The organism is Paenibacillus sp. 1-8 (assembly GCF_056316205.1).
In genome coordinates, this window is record NZ_CM149995.1 from 2394188 (window position 1) to 2413808 (window position 19621).

A 19621-nucleotide genomic window follows, 5' to 3' on the forward strand; every position below is an offset into this window, starting at 1 on the left:
ATGACCCAGCATGATGTTCAATTGTTTTCATTAAGCCAGCCACAGCAACGCATTTGGTATACGGAGCTTCTGTATCCCAATCGGAACACGTCGACGATTATTGCAACTGTAAAAATCAGGGGAACTGTTCGTATAGATGCATTGCAGCAAGCAATGAACCGGGTAATTGCGCAAAACGATTCTTTTCGTATCAAAATCACGGCTCAGGATGGTATTCCATATCAATATGTAGAGCCGTTTACGACGCAAAGCATAGAAACGCTCCAAGTTACCCCGGAGGAAGCTGATCTATGGTTAAAGCGTCATAATCCACAGCCGTTCTCATTGCTGGATTCGCAACTGTACCGATTTGTTATTTTGCAGTTGGGGGCAGAAGAAACCTGGTTTAATTTTAAAATGCACCATATTATTTCGGACGGCGTGTCCATGAATCAGGCAGTTAATGAAATTACCGCGCATTATATGAACATTGTGCACGACACAGGTGAAGATACACCGACCAAAGGCAATCCTTATCTGGATTTCATTCAGGTAGAGCAAAGCTATGAGCAATCTGACCGCTATCAAAAGGATAAGACGTACTGGACGGAGAAGTTTGCCGATTTGCCAGAGACCACAGGCTTAAAATCGTATAACCCGCTGACACTGAGCACGGCTGCACGCCGGGAGAGCTTTATACTGGAGCATGAATTGTATCGTGGTGTTACGGCTTTTTGCGAGGAGCATAAAATCAGTATTTTTACGTTCTTCCTGGCCGCTCTGTATATTTATTTGCATAAAGTGACGGGAGAGCAGGACTTAACCGTGGGTACACTCTATGCCAATCGTACGTCTAAGAAGGAAAAGGATACGATTGGCATGTTCGTCAGCACCGTAGCTACGCGTCTGTTGGTCGAACCGGAATCCGAGTTGTTGACCTTCCTGCAAGGTGTGGGTAAGGAGCAGGCGTCAATTTTGCGGCATCAGCGTTACCCGTACAACAAAATTATTCAGGATTTGCGTGAACAGCAAAGCAGTATGGACATTCAGCGTCTGTTTGGCGCTTCCATTCAGTACCGTACACTGAGTTTCTCCCGATTTGATGAAGCGATTCAGCAGGTGGATAACGATTTTTGCGGAGATACGGTGAACGACTTCGATATTCACATGGTCGAAATGCTGGATGACGATCGTCTTGTGTTGTACCTGGATTATCGTACCGAGCTGTTTAGTGAGCAGGAGATTGCTCGAATTATTCGACAATTTTTGAGTGTGGCGGAGCATATGGTGCAGGGACCACACAAGCGGATACAGGAATTGTCGCTGATCAGTGAGGAAGAACGGGCGCAAATCGTGGACGTATTCAATGCTACAGCGGTGGAATATCCACTTGAAGCAGGCATTCATGAACTGTTCGAGCAACAGGCGGAGCGTACACCGGATCAGACAGCGGTTGTGTTCGAAAACGCCCGTTTAACCTATGGCGAACTGAATGTAAAAGCAAATCGACTGGCTCACACGCTGCGCGGGTACGGTGTTACTGCCGAGCGAACTGTAGGTATCGTCGCTGAGCGTTCCACAGATATGATCGTCGGTATGTTGGCGATCCTCAAGGCGGGCGGCGCATATGTGCCGATTGACCCTGATTATCCGGCCGAACGTGTACGTTACCTGTTGGAGGATTCAGGCGCGAAGCTGCTGCTGGTGCAGCGTGCGGAACAGCAACCGGAGGATTACAGCGGACTCGTACTGGATCTGAGTGATGCCAGCGTATATGGGACAGAGGATTCTCAAGACATAAATACCGTACAATGGGAGCAAAACGAGGCTTATCATGCGGATTATACCCTTTATACAAATCTGAAAAATGAGGTTTCACAAGCGGGTAAATTTGGGGATCGACTGGCCTATCTTATGTACACTTCGGGCACGACCGGACAGCCCAAGGGGGTTATGGTAGAGCATCGCAATGTTGTGCGTCTGGTGAAGAATACAAACTATGCACAATTGGATGCTGACACGCGCATTTTGCAGACCGGGGCTGTTGTCTTTGACGCGTCCACCTTTGAAATTTGGGGTGCGCTGCTGAATGGCGGACAGCTCGTGCTGGTGAGTCAGGATGTCATTTTGGACGCGCCGAAGCTTAAAGAAGCCGTACGCAGCCACGGTATTACAACGATGTGGCTGACTGCACCGCTCTTTAACCAGCTTTCCCAGCAGGATCTGGAGCTGTTCGAGGGGGTACAAGAGTTGCTCGTCGGTGGTGATGTGCTGTCCGTACCGCACATTAACCGGGTACTGGAGGCTCATCCGTCCCTGCGGATTATCAACGGCTATGGCCCGACGGAAAATACAACTTTTTCTACAGCTCATGCGATTGCCAGCGTGCAATTGGAAGCGGTGCCGATTGGGCGTCCGATCCATAACTCGACGGCGTATGTCGTGGACCGTTCCATGCAGCTTCAGCCTGTCGGGGCATGGGGTGAGCTGATCGTCGGCGGCGACGGGGTGGCACGTGGATACCGGAATCGTCCGGATCTAACGGCCGAGAAATTCGTAGACAGCCCGTTCCGTAGCGGAGAACGCTGCTACCGTACGGGCGACCTGGTACGCTGGCGTGAAGACGGAACGCTGGAGTACAAAGGACGAATTGACGCGCAGGTGAAAATCCGGGGCTACCGGATTGAGCTGGGCGAGGTGGAAGCGCAGCTGTTGAAGCTGGAAGCGGTGCGTGAAGCCGTCGTCACTGCACGTGAGGATGAGCAGGGTCAAAAGCAGCTCTGCGCTTATGTGGTGACCCATGCGGATATTGCGGCAAACGAGCTGCGAAGCGCCTTGAGCCAAGAATTGCCGGGCTACATGGTGCCGTCGTATTTCGTGCAGCTGGAGCAATTGCCGTTGACACCGAATGGCAAGGTGGATCGTCGAGCGTTGCCGCAACCGGAGGGAAGCGTGGATTCCGGTGAGGATTACGTAGCAGCGCGAACTGATGTGGAGCGGACGTTGGTATCGGTATGGCAATCTGTACTGGGTATCGAGCATATTGGCGTACTAGATAATTTTTTCCATCTGGGGGGCGACTCGATTAAGGCCATCCAGGTGTCTTCAAGACTGCTGCAAAATGGTTACAAGCTGGAAATGAGGGAGCTGTTCCAGTATCCGACGATTGCTGAGCTGAATGGACGGGTGCAGCGGGTGAGCCGCGTTTCTGATCAAGGAGAAGTCAGTGGAACAGTGGCGTTGACACCGATTCAACACTGGTTCATTGAGCAGCAGCCGTCCAAGCCTGAACACTATAATCAGGCTTTAATGCTGCACCGTGAGGATCGTTTGGACGAAACGGCGCTTCGTCAGGCACTGCAACGCATTGTCGAGCATCATGACGCTTTGCGTATCGTATTCCGTCAGAATGCAGACGGTGGATATGAAGCATGGAACCGTGGCGTACAAGAAGGAGAACTGTACAGTCTCGAAGTGGTGGATTTTACAAATGAGCCTGATTTTGCTCATTTGCTGGAGAACAAAGCCAGCGAAATTCAAAGCAGTATTCGTCTGAATGAAGGCCCTTTGGTAAAGCTCGGTCTGTTCCGTTGCACCGATGGAGATCATTTGCTGGTGGCGATCCACCATTTGGTGGTCGATGGTGTGTCTTGGCGTATTTTGCTGGAGGATTTGGCAGCCGGCTATGAGCAGGCTTTACGGGGCGAGTCTGTCCGTTTGCCCAATAAAACGGATTCCTTCCGTCTGTGGGCGGATCAGCTATCAGCTTATGCGAACAGTTCGGCTTTGGAGAAGGAGCGTGCGTATTGGCAGCAGATTGAGCAAGCTGGAGCCACTCAAGCAGCTTTGCCCAAGGATTACACTCGCAAATCCGAGGCCAAGCCTCAGCTACGAGATGACCGCACACTGACCGTGGCATGGACGGTCGAAGAAACAGAGCAATTTTTGAAGCAGGCACACCGGGCCTACAATACGGAAGCGAACGACCTGCTGCTGACAGCTCTGGGCACCGCCATTCATGAGTGGGCAGGCATCCGTCAGGTGCTTGTAAATCTGGAGGGGCACGGGCGGGAAGCTATTTTGCCGAACGTGGATATGACACGTACGGTCGGTTGGTTTACCAGCCAATTCCCGGTTGTACTTGATATGGATGAGGACCGGAATGTGGGACGGCGTGTCAAGAATGTCAAGGAAGGGCTGCGTCGGTTGCCGCATAAAGGAATTGGATACGGGATTTTGAGATATCTGTCTGCTGGTGGGGAAGGGGAAGCCGCTTTTGTCGCCGAGCCGGAAATCAGCTTTAACTATCTCGGACAATTCGATCAGGATTTGAAGAATAATGCATTTCGCATGTCTCCCTATTCCATCGGGGCATCCATTAGTGACACACTGACCAAACGGTATGCCCTCGATATGAACAGCATGATCACGGGCGGTGCGCTGGAACTGACGATCAGCTACAGCAGCAAAACGTTCATGAAAAAATCAATCAAAAAGCTGGCTGATCTGCTTCAGGAGAGCTTGCGTCAGGTACTGGCTCACTGCGTGGCAAAAGAGTTGCCGGAGCTGACACCAAGCGATTTATCCTTCCAAGGACTGACGGCTGGAGAGCTGGATCATATTGTTGAGCAGACGGCTGCTGCGGGAGAGCTGGAAAACATTTATTCGTTAACACCGATGCAAAAAGGCATCCTGTTCCACGGCTTGATGGAGCCGCAATCCGGGGCGTACTTTGAGCAGGCGACATTTGATCTGCAAGGCAGCTTTCAAGTGGAGGCTTTTGCCGAAAGCTTGAATCAGCTGGTGGAGCGCCATCAAATATTCAGAACGAATTTTTATAGCGGATGGAATGAGCAGCCTTTACAGGTGGTGTACCGCCACAAACATGCCGGATTCCGTTTTGAAGATGTACGTTCACTGGAGCAAGAGGCACTGGACGCGTACATTGCCGATTTTGCAGAGCGTGACAAGGTAGAAGGGTTTAATTTCAGCTCAGGCGAGCTGATGCGGGTGTCTATTTTACGTACAGGCGAGGAGTCCTATCGTTTTGTGTGGAGCTTCCATCATATTTTGATGGACGGATGGTGCTTGTTCCTGGTTGTGGGGGAAGCCTTCAATACGTACTTTGCCATCCTCGAAGACCGCAAGCCGGAGCTTGCCCCGGTAACGCCATACAGTGAATATATTGAATGGCTGGAGCGGCAGGACAACGCAGAGGCTGAACGGTTCTGGAGTGACTATTTTGCTGGTTTCGAGCAGCAAACAGTGCTGCCGCAGGCGAAGAAACTAGACGGTCACGTCAAGGGATATGAAGCGGATAAGCTTTCGTTTACGCTGGGTCGTGAAGTGACGGAACGGATGAACAGGCTGGTCAAGCAGAAGCAAGTGACGGTCAACACACTTCTGCAAGCAGCGTGGGGCGTTGTGCTGCAACGGTATAACAACAGTCGGGATGTTGTATTTGGCAGTGTTGTATCCGGCAGATCAGCGGATATTCCGGGCATCGATAAAATGATTGGATTGTTCATTAATACGGTTCCTGTACGGATTCACAGTGAGAGAGATATTACGTTTGCTGCGTTAATGAAGCAGATACAGGAGCAGGCGCTTGCTTCCCGTGACTATGAAACCTATCCGTTGTATGAAATTCAGGCCCTGACAGAGCAAAAACAGGACCTGGTGAACCATATTATGGTGTTTGAAAACTACCCAGTGGAACAGCGCATGGAGCAAATGGGCAGCCGTGGCACGAATGGCTTTACGATTGCAAATGCTTCCGTGTCGGAGCAAACGAACTATGATTTCAACATTACGGTTGTTCCGGGCGATGAAATCCATGTCTATTTGGAATACAACGCGCAGGTGTTTGAACGCGCAGCTGTAGAGCAAATCCGTGAGCATTTGCTGCATATTATTGAAGAAGCGATAAACAGACCGGATGCGCTGGTGGATGAGCTTGAGCTGGTAACTGCTGCGGAAAAAGCGAAAATCATCGACGGTTTTGGTTCTGTAGGCGTATCTGCGTGGAGTGATGCAAAGGAATCAGAATGGTTGTTCCACGCCTATGTGGAAGAACAGGCGCAGCTTGTGCCGGATCACGTGGCGGTTGTATACGAGGAGCGGCAGCTTACGTACCACGAGCTGAACGAGCGTGGGAACCAACTGGCTCGAAGACTGCGGAATGAAGGCATTGGGCGCGAGTCCATTGTTGGCATTTTGAGTGAGCGCTCGGTGGACATGCTGGTCGGCGTATTGGCGGTATGGAAGGCTGGAGGTGCATATGTACCGTTGGATGCGGATTATCCGTTCGAGCGTATCCGCTTTATGCTGGAGGACAGCGGCGCGACGGTGCTGCTGACGCAAACCGGCTTGCGGGAGCGTGCACAGGGTTGGCTGGAGGAAAGCCGACAGGCCTTGGCCGGAGGGCAGTCTGAGGGCGAGTTGGAAACAGCGGCTGGCGCTGAAACGATGGAAAGAGACAGCCTTAATGGAGGCTTAAGCTTGAAATCAGATTCGGAGTTTGACAGCGAAGCAGCATCCGAATCCGCAAAGGGACTGCGACTGCACACCGTACTGGCGCTGGACGATGAGTCGCTGTACACCGGAGATACCACGGATGTCGAACACATCAACGAGCCGCAGGACTTGGCGTATGTGATCTACACGTCCGGTACAACGGGACGTCCGAAGGGGGTCATGATCGAGCATCGCAGCTTGGTGAATACGGCTGCGGCGTATCGCCGGGATTACCGTCTGAACCAGTTTCCGGTACGATTGCTGCAACTGGCAAGCTTCTCCTTCGACGTGTTCGTCGGCGATATCGCGCGGGCATTGTATAACGGCGGAACGATGGTCATCTGTCCGAAAGACGACCGGATTGATCCAAGCCGTCTGTACGGCTGGATTCACGATTACCAAATTACGGTGTTCGAATCGACTCCGGCCCTGATCGTACCGTTTATGCAGCATGTGCATGAACATGGACTAGATATGAGCAGTCTGGAATTGCTGATCACCAGCTCGGACAGCTGCAGCGTGACGGATTACCGGGTGCTGCAAGAACGGTTTGGTGCAGACATTCGCATCATTAACAGCTACGGCGTCACGGAAGCGGCAATCGACTCCAGCTTCTATGACGAAGAGCTGTCGAAGCTGCCGGGCAGCGGCAGTGTGCCGATTGGTCAGGCGTGGCTGAACGCACGGTTTTACATCGTGGACAGCCAGCTGAATCCGGTGCCGATTGGCGTACTGGGCGAGCTGTGCATTGGCGGAGCCGGGGTGGCCAGAGGGTACCTGAACCGTGCGGACCTGACGGCGGAGAAATTCGTGGCGAACCCGTACGTGCCAGGTGAACGACTGTATCGCACAGGCGATTTGGCGCGGTGGATGCCGGACGGGAATGTAGACTTTATCGGCCGGATGGACTACCAAGTCAAAATCCGGGGCTACCGGATCGAGCTGGGCGAGATTGAAACGGCGATCCAGCGCGTGCCGGGTGTGCGTCAAGCGGTAGTGATCGACCGGACGGACGAGCGTGGACACAAGTATTTATGCGGGTACATCACCGGAGAATCCGAGCTGCGGATCGAGGAGGTACAGGCACAGCTGGAAGCAGGGCTGCCAGCGCACATGGTGCCTGCACGTTTGATGCGACTGAAGACGATACCACTGACCAGCAACGGCAAAATCGACCGAAAGGCCTTGCCGGAACCGGAAGGAAGTATCCATACGGGTGCAGCCTATGTGGCACCGCGTACCACGGTCGAGCAGGTATTGGTTTCGGTATGGGCCGGAGTGCTCGGCGTGGAAGCCGTGGGTACGCAAGATAACTTCTTCGAACTGGGCGGCGATTCGATCAAGGCGCTGCAAGTATCGTCCCGATTGCTGCAAGCAGGCTACCGATTGGATATGAAGGACCTGTTCAGCAATCCGACGGTAGCGTCACTCAGTCCTTTGCTTCGCACAGATGGCAAGATCGCCAGTCAGGAAGATGTAGCAGGCAAAGTGGAGCTGACACCCATTCAACGGTGGTTCTTCGAGCAGCAGCCGGTGGACCTGCATCACAGCAACCAGGCGATGATGCTGTATCGAGCTGGGCGCTTTGACATAGATGCGTTGCGCTGCACCATGGAACGTATTGTCCAGCATCATGATGCATTGCGTACCGTATTCCGCGAGACGGAGCATGGCTACACCGCTTGGAACCGCAGTGTAGAGGAAGGCGAGCTATATACACTGGAAATTGTAAATTTCAGCGGGGTTGAAGACGAATCCACCGCTGTGGAAGCCAAGGCGAGTGAAATTCAAGCCAGCATTCATTTGAGCGAAGGTCCGCTTGTGAAGCTCGGTCTGTTCCAATGCGCTCAGGGCGACCATTTATTAATGGTCATTCATCATTTGGTCGTGGACGGCGTATCGTGGCGTATTTTGCTGGAGGATTTGGCATCCGGTTATGAGCAGGCCGTTGCAGGTAAAACGGGCAAAGCCATTCGACTGCCACATAAAACAGATTCGTTCCAGACCTGGGCCAAACAGCTGTCAGCCTACGCGAATAGTGCGACGATAGAGCGGGAGCTTGCATACTGGCAGCATATCGACCAAGCAGAAGCCAGCCTCGCGAAGCCTTTGCCGAAGGATTTTGCCAACGATCATGCCTTGCTTGGAGACAGTGAGGTTGTTACTGTCCGCTGGACGAAGCAGGAAACGGATCTGTTAGTCAAGCAGGCTCACCGCGCGTATAACACGGAAATGAATGACCTGTTGCTGGCTGCACTCGGCAAAGCCGTGTATGACTGGTCTGGTTCCGAACGGGTGCTGGTCAACCTGGAAGGCCATGGACGGGAAGCCGTTGTACCGGATGTGGATATTACGCGGACGGTCGGCTGGTTTACGAGCCAGTTCCCGGTTGTACTGGATGGAAGTCTGGGACAAGGCGGAAATACCGCTCGTTTGATCAAACGGGTGAAGGAAGGGCTGCGTCATATTCCGCAAAAAGGCATTGGCTACGGTATTTTGCGATACCTGTCAAATGCAGATGCTTTCGCGCAAGCAAGCGTGCAATTGCAGGTCGAGCCAGAGATCAGCTTTAACTATCTGGGCCAATTCGATCAGGATTATAAAGGCAATGATCTGGAGCCTTCCGCCTATTCCATCGGTGTGCCTGTCAGCATAAACGCGGCTATGGATTTTGCGCTGGATATCAATGGAGTGATCGAGGATGGCGAGCTGATCTTCACTATTCGTTACGGCACAACGCAATTCCGTCATGAAACGATTGCACGGCTTGGAGAGCTGCTGGCATCCGGCTTGCGTGAGGTGATTCATCATTGTGTCGCCCAGGAAAGAACGGTATTGACACCAAGTGATGTCCTGTTAAACAACGTAACGCTGGATGAGCTGGAGCAATTGGTGGAAGATACGCGAGAAATGGGTCAGCTGGAAAATGTGTATGCCTTAACACCGATGCAAAAGGGCATGCTCTTCTACAGTCTGATGGATGAGAATTCGGCAGCTTATTTTGAGCAGGCAACCTTTGAGTTGAACGGACGTTTTGATGTGGTTGCTTTCGGCAAAAGCTTTGATCTGCTCGTACAGCGTCATGAGGCGTTGCGGACGAACTTTATCAGTTCATGGAAAGATGAGCCTGTGCAGGTCGTTTTCCGTAATCGCAGCGGAGAATTGTACTACGAAGACTTGCGCGGACTAGAAAAATTGGAACGTGAAGCTCGTGTTGAAGCTTTTACCCTTGCGGATAAAGCCAAAGGATTCCGTCTCGCTGAGGATGCACTCATTCGTGTCTCTATTTTGCAAACCGGGGATGAAGCGTACCACTTTATTTGGAGCTTCCATCATATTTTGATGGATGGCTGGTGCTTGTCTTTTATGACACAGGAGGTATTTGGTAGCTATCTGGCACTTCGTGCGGTTCAAGAGCCAGTGCTGGAGCCTGTTACGCCGTTCAGTCGCTTTATTGAATGGCTGGAGCGTCAGGATCGTGAGGCGGCCCTGCAATACTGGAGCGGGTATCTGGCGGATTATGAGCAGCAAATTACGCTTCCGCAGCAAAAAACACAGCCCAAATCTATGCAGGCCGGGGAATATATTGCCGGAGAACTGGAATGTGACTTCCGGCCGGAGCTGGTCGCTCAGATTGAACGTGTGGCGAAGCAAAATCAAGTGACGATCAACACGCTGATTCAGACGGTATGGGGCGTTCTGTTGCAAAAATATAACAACAGTCCGGATGTCGTGTTCGGCAGTGTTGTGTCCGGTCGTCCAGGCGATATTCCGGGTGTGGAGCACATGATCGGATTGTTCATTAATACGATTCCAGTGCGCGTGCAGTCTGAAAAGGACGAGACCTTTGTAGACTTGATGAAACGAACGCAGCGACAGGCGCTGGCCTCCAATGCCTATGACGCCTTCCCGCTGTATGAAATTCAGGCACTGACCGAGCAGAAGCAGGATTTGATCAACCATATTATGGTATTTGAAAATTATCCGGTGGAGCAGCAGGTAGAGCAACTGGGAAGCGATGGCCAGGATAAATTCACGATTTCGAACGTGGTGGCTACAGAGCAAACCAACTACGATCTGAACATCGTCGTGATGCCGGGAGAAGGCATAAAGATTCGTTTTATGTATAACACGCTCAGCTTTGATCAAACAGGCATTGAGCGTCTGCATGGACATTTTGCGCGTCTGCTGGAGCAAATTTCGCTCAACCCGAATGTTCGCGTTGAGGAGCTGGAATTGGTTACAGCGGCGGAAAAACAACAGATTACAGGAGAGTTTAATGACACCGCTTCTGCATATCCGCGCAATCTGACGATCCAAAAACTGTTTGAGGAGCAAGCTGAGCGCACGCCGGATCATATTGCTGTAGCTTTGGGCCATCAATCATTGACCTATCGGGAACTCAATGAGAGGGCTAACCGATTAGCGCATACACTGCGGGCCGCCGGGGCGAAGGCCGATGAGCCTGTCGGTATTCTGACGGAGCGTTCGCTGGATATGATTACAGGAACGCTGGCTATTTTGAAGGCTGGAGGCGCGTATGTGCCGGTAGATCCTCAATATCCGGAAGACCGTATCCGTTATATGCTGGAGGATTCGGGAGCCAAACTGCTGCTGGCTCAGCAGGATTTACTGGACCGTTGCTATTTTGACGGACAGATTGTCAATCTGAATGATGATCAGTCCTACAGTGAGGATCATTCCAATCTGGGGATAGATGGAGCGGGTGATCATGCTGCTTATGTTATTTATACCTCGGGTTCAACAGGCAAGCCTAAGGGCGTAGTTGTTGAGCATCAAAGTGTTGTACGCCTCGTGCGTAATACGGATTATGTGCCGTTCGATGAATCGATCCGAATGTTGCAGACTTGCGCGTTTGTATTTGATGTGTCTACGTTTGAAATTTGGGGCGCGCTGCTGAACGGCGGTCAGCTTGTACTCGTGCATAAGGATGATCTTTTGGACGCAGCTAAGCTTAAGGAGACAATACGGGATCATCGCATCACCATGATGTGGCTGACCACACCGCTATTTAATCAGCTTTCGCAGCAGGACAGTCAATTGTTCGGAGATGTGAAGTATTTGCTGGTCGGAGGCGACGTGCTGTCTGCACCGCATATTAACCGGGTGCTACGTGATAATCCGGACATGAACATAATTAACGGCTATGGGCCAACGGAAAATACAACTTTTTCGACGGCTTATCCTATTACGGAAGAGCAGCTTGATTCTGTGCCGATCGGACGTCCTATTCGCAATTCGACGGCGTATGTTGTGGATACAGCGTTTAATCTCCAGCCGGTCGGAGCTTGGGGTGAACTGGTTGTCGGCGGAGATGGAGTCGCACGTGGTTACCTGAACCGTCCTGAGCTGACGGCTGAGAGATTTCTTTCCAATCCGTGGGTGGACGGAGATCGCTTGTACTGCACGGGAGATCTTGTTCGCTGGCGTGAAGATGGCACATTGGAATACGCGGGACGGATTGATCAACAAGTCAAAATTCGCGGTTACCGGATCGAGCTGGGCGAAGTTGAAACTCAGTTGTTAAATATGGATTCCATTCGGGAAGCTGTTGTGCTGGCACGTGAAGATGAGTTTGGACAAAAGGTACTGTGCGCGTACTACACCTCTGATCGGGAATGGAATACAGGGGAGCTGAGAAATCAGCTTGCTCAGGAAATCCCGGGTTATATGGTACCGTCTTATTTCCTTCATCTGGAGCAGATTCCACTGACGGTTAACGGCAAGGTGGACCGCAAAGCACTGCCTGCCCCGGAAGGCGGACTTCAGACCGGAATCGAGTATGTGGCACCGCAAACAGCAGCAGAACAGGCGTTGGCAGATGTTTGGCAAACGGTACTCGGCGCTGGACAAATCAGCACACTGGATAATTTCTTCGATCTGGGCGGCGACTCGATCAAGGCGATTCAGTTCTCTTCCCGGTTGCTTCAAGCCGGATACAAGATGGATATGAAAGACTTGTTCAAATATCCGAGCGTAAAGGAGCTGGCTCCGCATCTGCGTTTGGCGGGGAAGAGAACAGCCGAGCAAGGCGAGGTTACGGGGAAAGTGGCGCTTACGCCGATACAATACTGGTTTGCAGAACAGGAGCAAGTGAACGCGCATCACTTTAATCAGGCGGTTATGCTGCACCGGGAGCAGGGCTTTGACGAATCCGCACTGCGTCAGACGCTTGACAAACTGACAGAGCATCATGATGCTCTGCGGATGGTGTTCAGCAAGACCGAGCAAGGCTATGAAGCATGGAACCGCGGATTACAGGAAGGCGAGCTGTATCACCTGAACGTGCTGGACTTTAGGGATTTGACGGATGAAGCTTTACTCAGCGCGGCAATTGAGGCGAAAACCAGTGAAATTCAAAGCAGTATCCAACTGCAAGAAGGGCCACTTTTTAAAGCGGGTTTGTTCCATTGTGCAGATGGAGATCATCTCCTGATGGCGATTCACCATTTGGTCGTGGACGGGGTATCCTGGCGTATTTTGTTTGAGGATTTGGCTACAGCCTATGAACAAGCCGTCCATCAAGAAGTGCTTCAGTTGCCTGACAAAACGGATTCCTTCCGTTCCTGGTCTGAACGTCTTTCCAATTATGCGAATAGTCCGGCAATGGAAAGTGAACACGCCTATTGGGAGCAATTGAACGCGTCCGCTTTGGCTGAGCAAGCACGGTTGCCTGAGGATCAAGCGCAGGATGGCAAATTTACCTTGGCTGACACAGATACAGTGGTCGTCCAGCTTACGAAAGAAGAGACAGAACGGCTATTGAAGCAGGCGCACCGCGCATATAACACGGAAGTGAACGACCTGCTTCTGACTGCTTTGGGCATGATGCTGTACACTTGGACCGGTCATGAACGTAGCCTGATCAATCTGGAGGGACACGGACGTGAGGACATTTTGCCGGATACGGATATTTCTCGTACGGTGGGTTGGTTTACGAGTCAATATCCGGTGCTGCTGGACATCGGTCGTGAACAAGTTTTGTCTGGACGTATCAAACAGGTCAAAGAGAGCCTGCGTCATATTCCGAATAAAGGAATTGGCTACGGTATGTGGAGACATCTGAGTGAATCCGGCCAGGCCGTTGGTCATCAAGAAGATGCTCTGCACGTTGGTCAAACAGATGGAGGTTACGCCGATCCACAAGTGAGCTTTAACTATCTGGGACAGTTTGATCAGGATTTGCAAAACAGCGATATTCGCATGTCTCCTTACCCCATTGGATCGGTCGTTAGTGATCGGACGGAGATGAAATACGCTCTGGATGTGGGCGGGATCGTAACGGACGGCATCCTGGAGTTGGACATTCGGTATAACGGCAAGGCCTTCCGTCAGGACACAGTCCAAATGCTGGCTGATCTGTTAAAAGCAAACCTGCTTGAAATGATCGAGCATTGTGTCACGCGGGAACGGTCCGAATTGACTCCGAGCGATGTACTGCTAAAAGGTCTGACACTGGAGCAATTAGACACGATTGTCGAGCAGACACAGGCGGTCGGGGAATTGGAGAATGTGTATCCGTTAACGCCGATGCAGAAGGGTATGCTGTTCCATAGTCTGATGAACGCAGAATCAGGAGTGTATTTTGAACAGGCGACGTTTGATCTGGAGGGCCATTTTGAGCCGAGCGTATTTGAGGCAAGTCTGAATTTGCTGGCAAGCCGACATGCTATATTCCGCACGAATTTCTACAGCGGCTGGCATGGTCAACCGTTGCAGGTCGTATATCGCTATAAAAATCCGGGCTTCCGTTATGAGGATGTCAGAGGGCGTGAAGACGCTGTAGCTGAATTTGTGGCCCGGGATAAAGCTCAAAACTTTGATTTAGGCAAGGATGCGCTCATGCGCGTAACCGTCTTCCGTACGAGTGATAGCTCATACCGTTTTGTATGGAGCTTCCATCATATCGTGATGGACGGCTGGTGCCTGTCCCTGGTGACGGACGAAGTGTTTGGTGCATATTTTGCCTTGCTGGAGCACAAGCAGCCAGAGCTCGCACCTGTCAAGCCGTATAGTGACTATATTGAATGGCTGGAACGGCAGGATGCTCAGGAAGCGACCCGCTATTGGAGCGACTATTTGGCGGGCTTTGAGCAGCAGACCTTGTTGCCTGGCGAGAACGCACAATCATCCGTGATTGCAAAGGTTGAGGGTACAGACGGAAGCGGTGCGGTTTCAAATTCCGGATATGTTTCGGAAAAGCTGTCATTTGTGCTAGGTAAAGAACGAAGCGCAGCCTTGAACCGGATTGCGAAGCAGCAGCAGGTAACGATTAATACATTGCTGCAAAGCGTTTGGGGCGTTATTTTACAGAAATACAATAATAATCAGGATGTCGTGTTTGGTAGTGTTGTATCCGGTCGTCCGGCAGAAATTCCAGGTGTGGAAAACATGATCGGCCTGTTCATCAACACGGTTCCGGTTCGTATTTACAGTGAACGAAATGCCACTTTTGCCGAAACACTTCAACGCACGCAAGAGCAGGCTTTGGTTTCCGGGGCATATGACACGTTCCCGCTGTATGATATCCAAGCACTGACCGAGCAAAAACAAGATCTGATTAATCACATTATGGTCTTTGAAAACTATCCGATTGGGCAGCAGATGAAGCAGGTGGGCGGTTCCGGTGAGACGGGCGCACAAGCTGGTTTCTCCATTACCAACGTAGCAATTGCAGAGCAAACCAACTACGATTTTAACCTGATTGTCGTGCCTGACGAAGATATCTCCATTTTGCTGGATTACAATGCTCTTGTTTATAACCGATCTGCCATGCAACGTATCCAAGGCCACATCGACCATATCATCGGGCAAATCGTGAACAATCCGCATATTCGTCTCGATGAGCTGGAATTGGCAACATCGGAAGAACAAGCGCAAATCCTTGAGGTCTGGGGAGATACGGACACAGTTTATCCGCAGAATAAGACGTTAAGTGCGATGTTCGAGGAACAGGCAGAGCAAACACCGGATCAGGTGGCGGTGCTGTTTGAATCGGAGACGTTGACCTACCGTGAACTGAACGAGCGGGCCAACCGTCTCGCACGCACCTTGCGTGCGGAAGGCGTTGAACCGGATCAGCCGGTAGGCATTCTGGTTCAGCGCTCGCTGGACATGATCGTAGGCATCTACGCGATCCTCAAGGCAGGCGGAGCCTATGTCCCGATCGATCCGGATTATCCTGCGGACCGCATCCATTTCATGCTGGAGGACTCGGGAGCGAAGCTGGTACTGACGCAATCGCGTTTGACAGAGCAGGCGTCGCTGAGCTTCGACGGTAAGGTGCTGGTACTGGATCGCGAGGACATTTATCACGAGGATGGCTCGAATTTGGAGTCACTGGCCGGGCCGCGACATGTAGCCTATGTGATCTATACCTCCGGCTCCACTGGAAAACCGAAGGGTGTTATGGTCGAGCACCACTCGGTGATTAACCGGATTTTATGGATGCATGATCGTTACGGATTAAATGCTGGAGATACGATCTTGCAAAAAACCGCCTTCACGTTCGACGTGTCGGTGTGGGAGCTGTTCTGGTGGTCGCTGGTCGGCTCGAAGGTGAGCTTGTTGTCGGTGGGCGGAGAAAAGAATCCAGAGGACATCGTAGAAACGATTGCCCGCGATGGCGTGAGCACGATGCACTTTGTACCCGCCATGCTGCACGCATTTTTGGAGTATGTGGAGCAGCAGCCACGGGAAGTGATGCAAGCGAAGCTGGAAACGCTGCGACATGTATTTGCCAGTGGCGAAGCGTTGCCACCACAGCATGTCGCACGGTTCCAACGGCTCGTGTCGAGCTTGGCTGGAGCGAAGCTGATCAACCTGTATGGCCCAACCGAAGCGACGGTGGACGTATCGTATTTCGATTGCGAGCCAACGGAGGAATATACAGTCATTCCGGTCGGGAAACCGATTCAGAACATCCGTCTGTACATCGTGAAGGAAGGCACGGAGCAATTGCAGCCGATCGGGGTTGCGGGTGAGCTGTGCATCGGCGGTGTAGGGGTAGCACGCGGCTATCTGAACCGTCCAGAGCTGACGGCAGAGAAATTCGTAGCCGACCCGTTTGCAGGCGGTAAAGCAGGCTATGAGCGGATGTATCGCACGGGCGATTTGGCGAGATGGATGCCGGACGGCAACATCGAATACTTGGGCCGGATCGACCATCAGGTCAAAATTCGGGGCTACCGGATCGAGCTGGGCGAGGTCGAATCGCAGCTGCTGAAAGTGGAGTCTGTACGAGAAGCCATAGTTATGGCCCGAGCGGATGAAACAGGTCAAAAACAAATGGTGGCGTATTACGTCGCTGGACAAGAGATCGGAGCCAGCGAGCTGAGAGGTGAGCTGGGGCGAGAGCTGCCAAGCTATATGGTGCCATCGTACTTTGTGCAGTTGGAGCAGATGCCGCTGAGTGCGAACGGAAAAATTGACCGCAAGGCACTGCCAGCACCAGAAGGTAGCCTGCAAACCGGAACGGATTATGCAGAGCCGCGTACCGCGCAAGAGCGCGCTCTGGTAGGGGTCTGGCAGTCGGTACTGGGACTGCAGACTGTCGGTGTTTTGGACAACTTCTTTGATCTGGGCGGCGATTCCATCAAGGCGATTCAAATCGCATCCCGTGTATTCCAGGCCGGCTATAAGCTGGACATGAAGGATTTGTTCCAGTATCCAACGGTTGCAACACTGGCACCGCATATGCATAGGGTCAGTCGTATGGCAGATCAAGGAGAAGTGAGCGGGGAAACCGCTTTGCTTCCGATCCAGCACTGGTTCTTTGCGCAGGAGCGCGAGCGTCCGCAGCACTTTAACCAGGCAGTCATGCTCTATAGCGCTGCGGGCTTTGATGAGACGGCGGTTCGCCATGTTGTGGATCACATTGTGAAACATCATGATGCGCTTCGTACGGTTTTCCGTCAGGCTCCGTCCGGTTTTGAGGCTTGGACACGCGGTGTAGAGGAAGGCGCGCTATATACGCTGGAAACAGTGGATTACCGTAAACAGGAAACCTATGCGGAAGCGCTGGAAGCGAAGGCAACCGAAATGCAAAGCAGCATCCATCTGTCCGAAGGACCTCTGGTGCAACTGGGATTATTCCGCACAGCAGAGGGCGATCATTTGCTGATAGCCATTCACCATTTGGTGATGGACGGGGTGTCATGGCGGATACTGTTTGAAGATTTCTCCACAGGCTACGAGCAAGTGATCAAGGGCGAGCCTGTACGATTGCCATATAAAACGGATTCCTTCCAAACATGGGCACGGGAGTTGTCGTCTTACGCCAACCGTCCTGAGGCTGCATCGGATGAAGTCTACTGGCAGCAGCTGGAGCAGGCCAAAGCGGAAGCCGCGCCGCTGCCTAAGGATTTTACCTATGAGGGCTCCTTGAATGCAGACAGCGAAGTGCTGACGGTGGAGTGGACCGAAGCCGAAACCCGGCAGCTTTTGAAGCAGGCACATCGCGCCTACAACACCGAGGTCAATGATTTACTGCTGACCGCGCTAGGGTTGGCGATGCATAACTGGACAGGCGCGGGACAGGTCCTGGTGAATCTAGAGGGACATGGTCGGGAAGCGATCTTACCAGAGGTGGATATTACGCGTACGGTAGGCTGGTTCACGAGCTTGTATCCGGTGCTGCTGGAAACGGGCAAGGGAATGACACTGGCACAGCGGATCAAGGAAACGAAGGAAGACCTGCGCGGGATTCCGCATAAAGGACTGACGTATGGTACATGGCGTTACTTGTCCCATGCGACCGCAGCAGATGAAGAGCGTACAATTGTAGCAGAACCGGAAATCAGCTTTAACTATTTGGGACAAGTGGATCAGGATTTGCAAAATAGCGGCATCACGCTGTCTTCCTATGGTGTAGGTGAGACTGACGATGCGAATTCACCTTTGCCACACACACTCGATTTGAACGCGATGATCTCGGAGGGGACGCTGCGCTTGACGATCGCTTACAGCCGTAAGCAATATCGCAAGGAAACGTTGGAACGGGTGGTGGGACTGCTGCAAGCCGCTTTGCAAGAGGTGATTGCGCATTGCGTCGCTCAGGACCAGCCGGAGTTAACCCCGAGTGATGTGTCTTTCAAGGGTCTGACAAATGGTGAGCTGGAGGAAATTGCAGAGCAGGCTGCACGTACTGGTGAACTGGAAAATGTATACGCACTGACGCCGATGCAGAAGGGTATGCTGTTCTACAATCTGATGGATTCGCAATCGGGAGCTTATTTTGAACAGGCATCCTTTGATCTGCGAGGACACTTTAATGTTGCTGCATTTGCGGCAAGTTTGGATGTATTGGTGCAGCGGCATACGGCACTGCGTACGAATTTCTACAGCGGCTGGAAGGATGAACCGCTGCAGGTCGTGTACCGCAATAAGCGCAGTGAGTTATATGTAGAGGACCTGCGGGATGTGGAGCAAGAGCAGCAAAACGAGTACATCCTCAAATATACGCGCAAAGACAAGCAGAGAGGCTTTGATCTGGCACAAGATGCTTTGATGCGTGTCGCCGTTTTGCGTACGGGTGAGGATGCGTACCGTTTTGTGTGGAGCTTCCATCATATCGTGATGGACGGCTGGTGCTTGTCGCTGGTGACAAACGAAGTGTTTGCGAGTTATTTTGCGATACTGGCCCAGAAGCAGCCAGAACTGGCCCCTGTAACGCCGTACAGTCAGTATATCGAATGGCTAGAACAGCAGGATCGTCAGGCCGCATCGAGTTACTGGAGCAAGGTTCTGGAAGGGTATGAGGAACAGTCCCGCTTGCCACAGGCAAAAATCCAGGGCAAAACGGAGTATCAGGCGGAGCGCCTGGACTTTGATTTGGGCGCGGATCTAACGGCTGGCATTCAGCGCATAGCCAAGCGTTATCAGGTAACGATCAATACGTTGATGCAGACCGTTTGGGGCCTTTTGCTTCAAAAATATAATGGCACAGATGATGTGGTGTTTGGCAGCGTGGTATCTGGACGTCCGGCAGATATTCCAAATGTGGAGCACATCATCGGTCTGTTTATTAATACGATTCCTGTACGCATCCGCAGTCATGAGGATAGCTTATTCTCAGACGTGATGAAGCAAAATCAGGAGCAATCTA

At 52.0% G+C, this 19621-nt stretch carries 1 protein-coding gene (only partly in view); it reads left to right on the top strand.

Annotated elements, in window-relative coordinates:
• Positions 1–19621 carry the 5' end (the start) of a non-ribosomal peptide synthase/polyketide synthase gene (locus AC0WRU_RS11200; RefSeq protein WP_476128330.1) on the top strand. 22655 nt of this gene lie beyond the right edge of the window, so 19621 of the gene's 42276 nt are visible here — the first part of the coding sequence; it begins with the start codon at positions 1–3; its stop codon lies beyond the right edge, outside the window.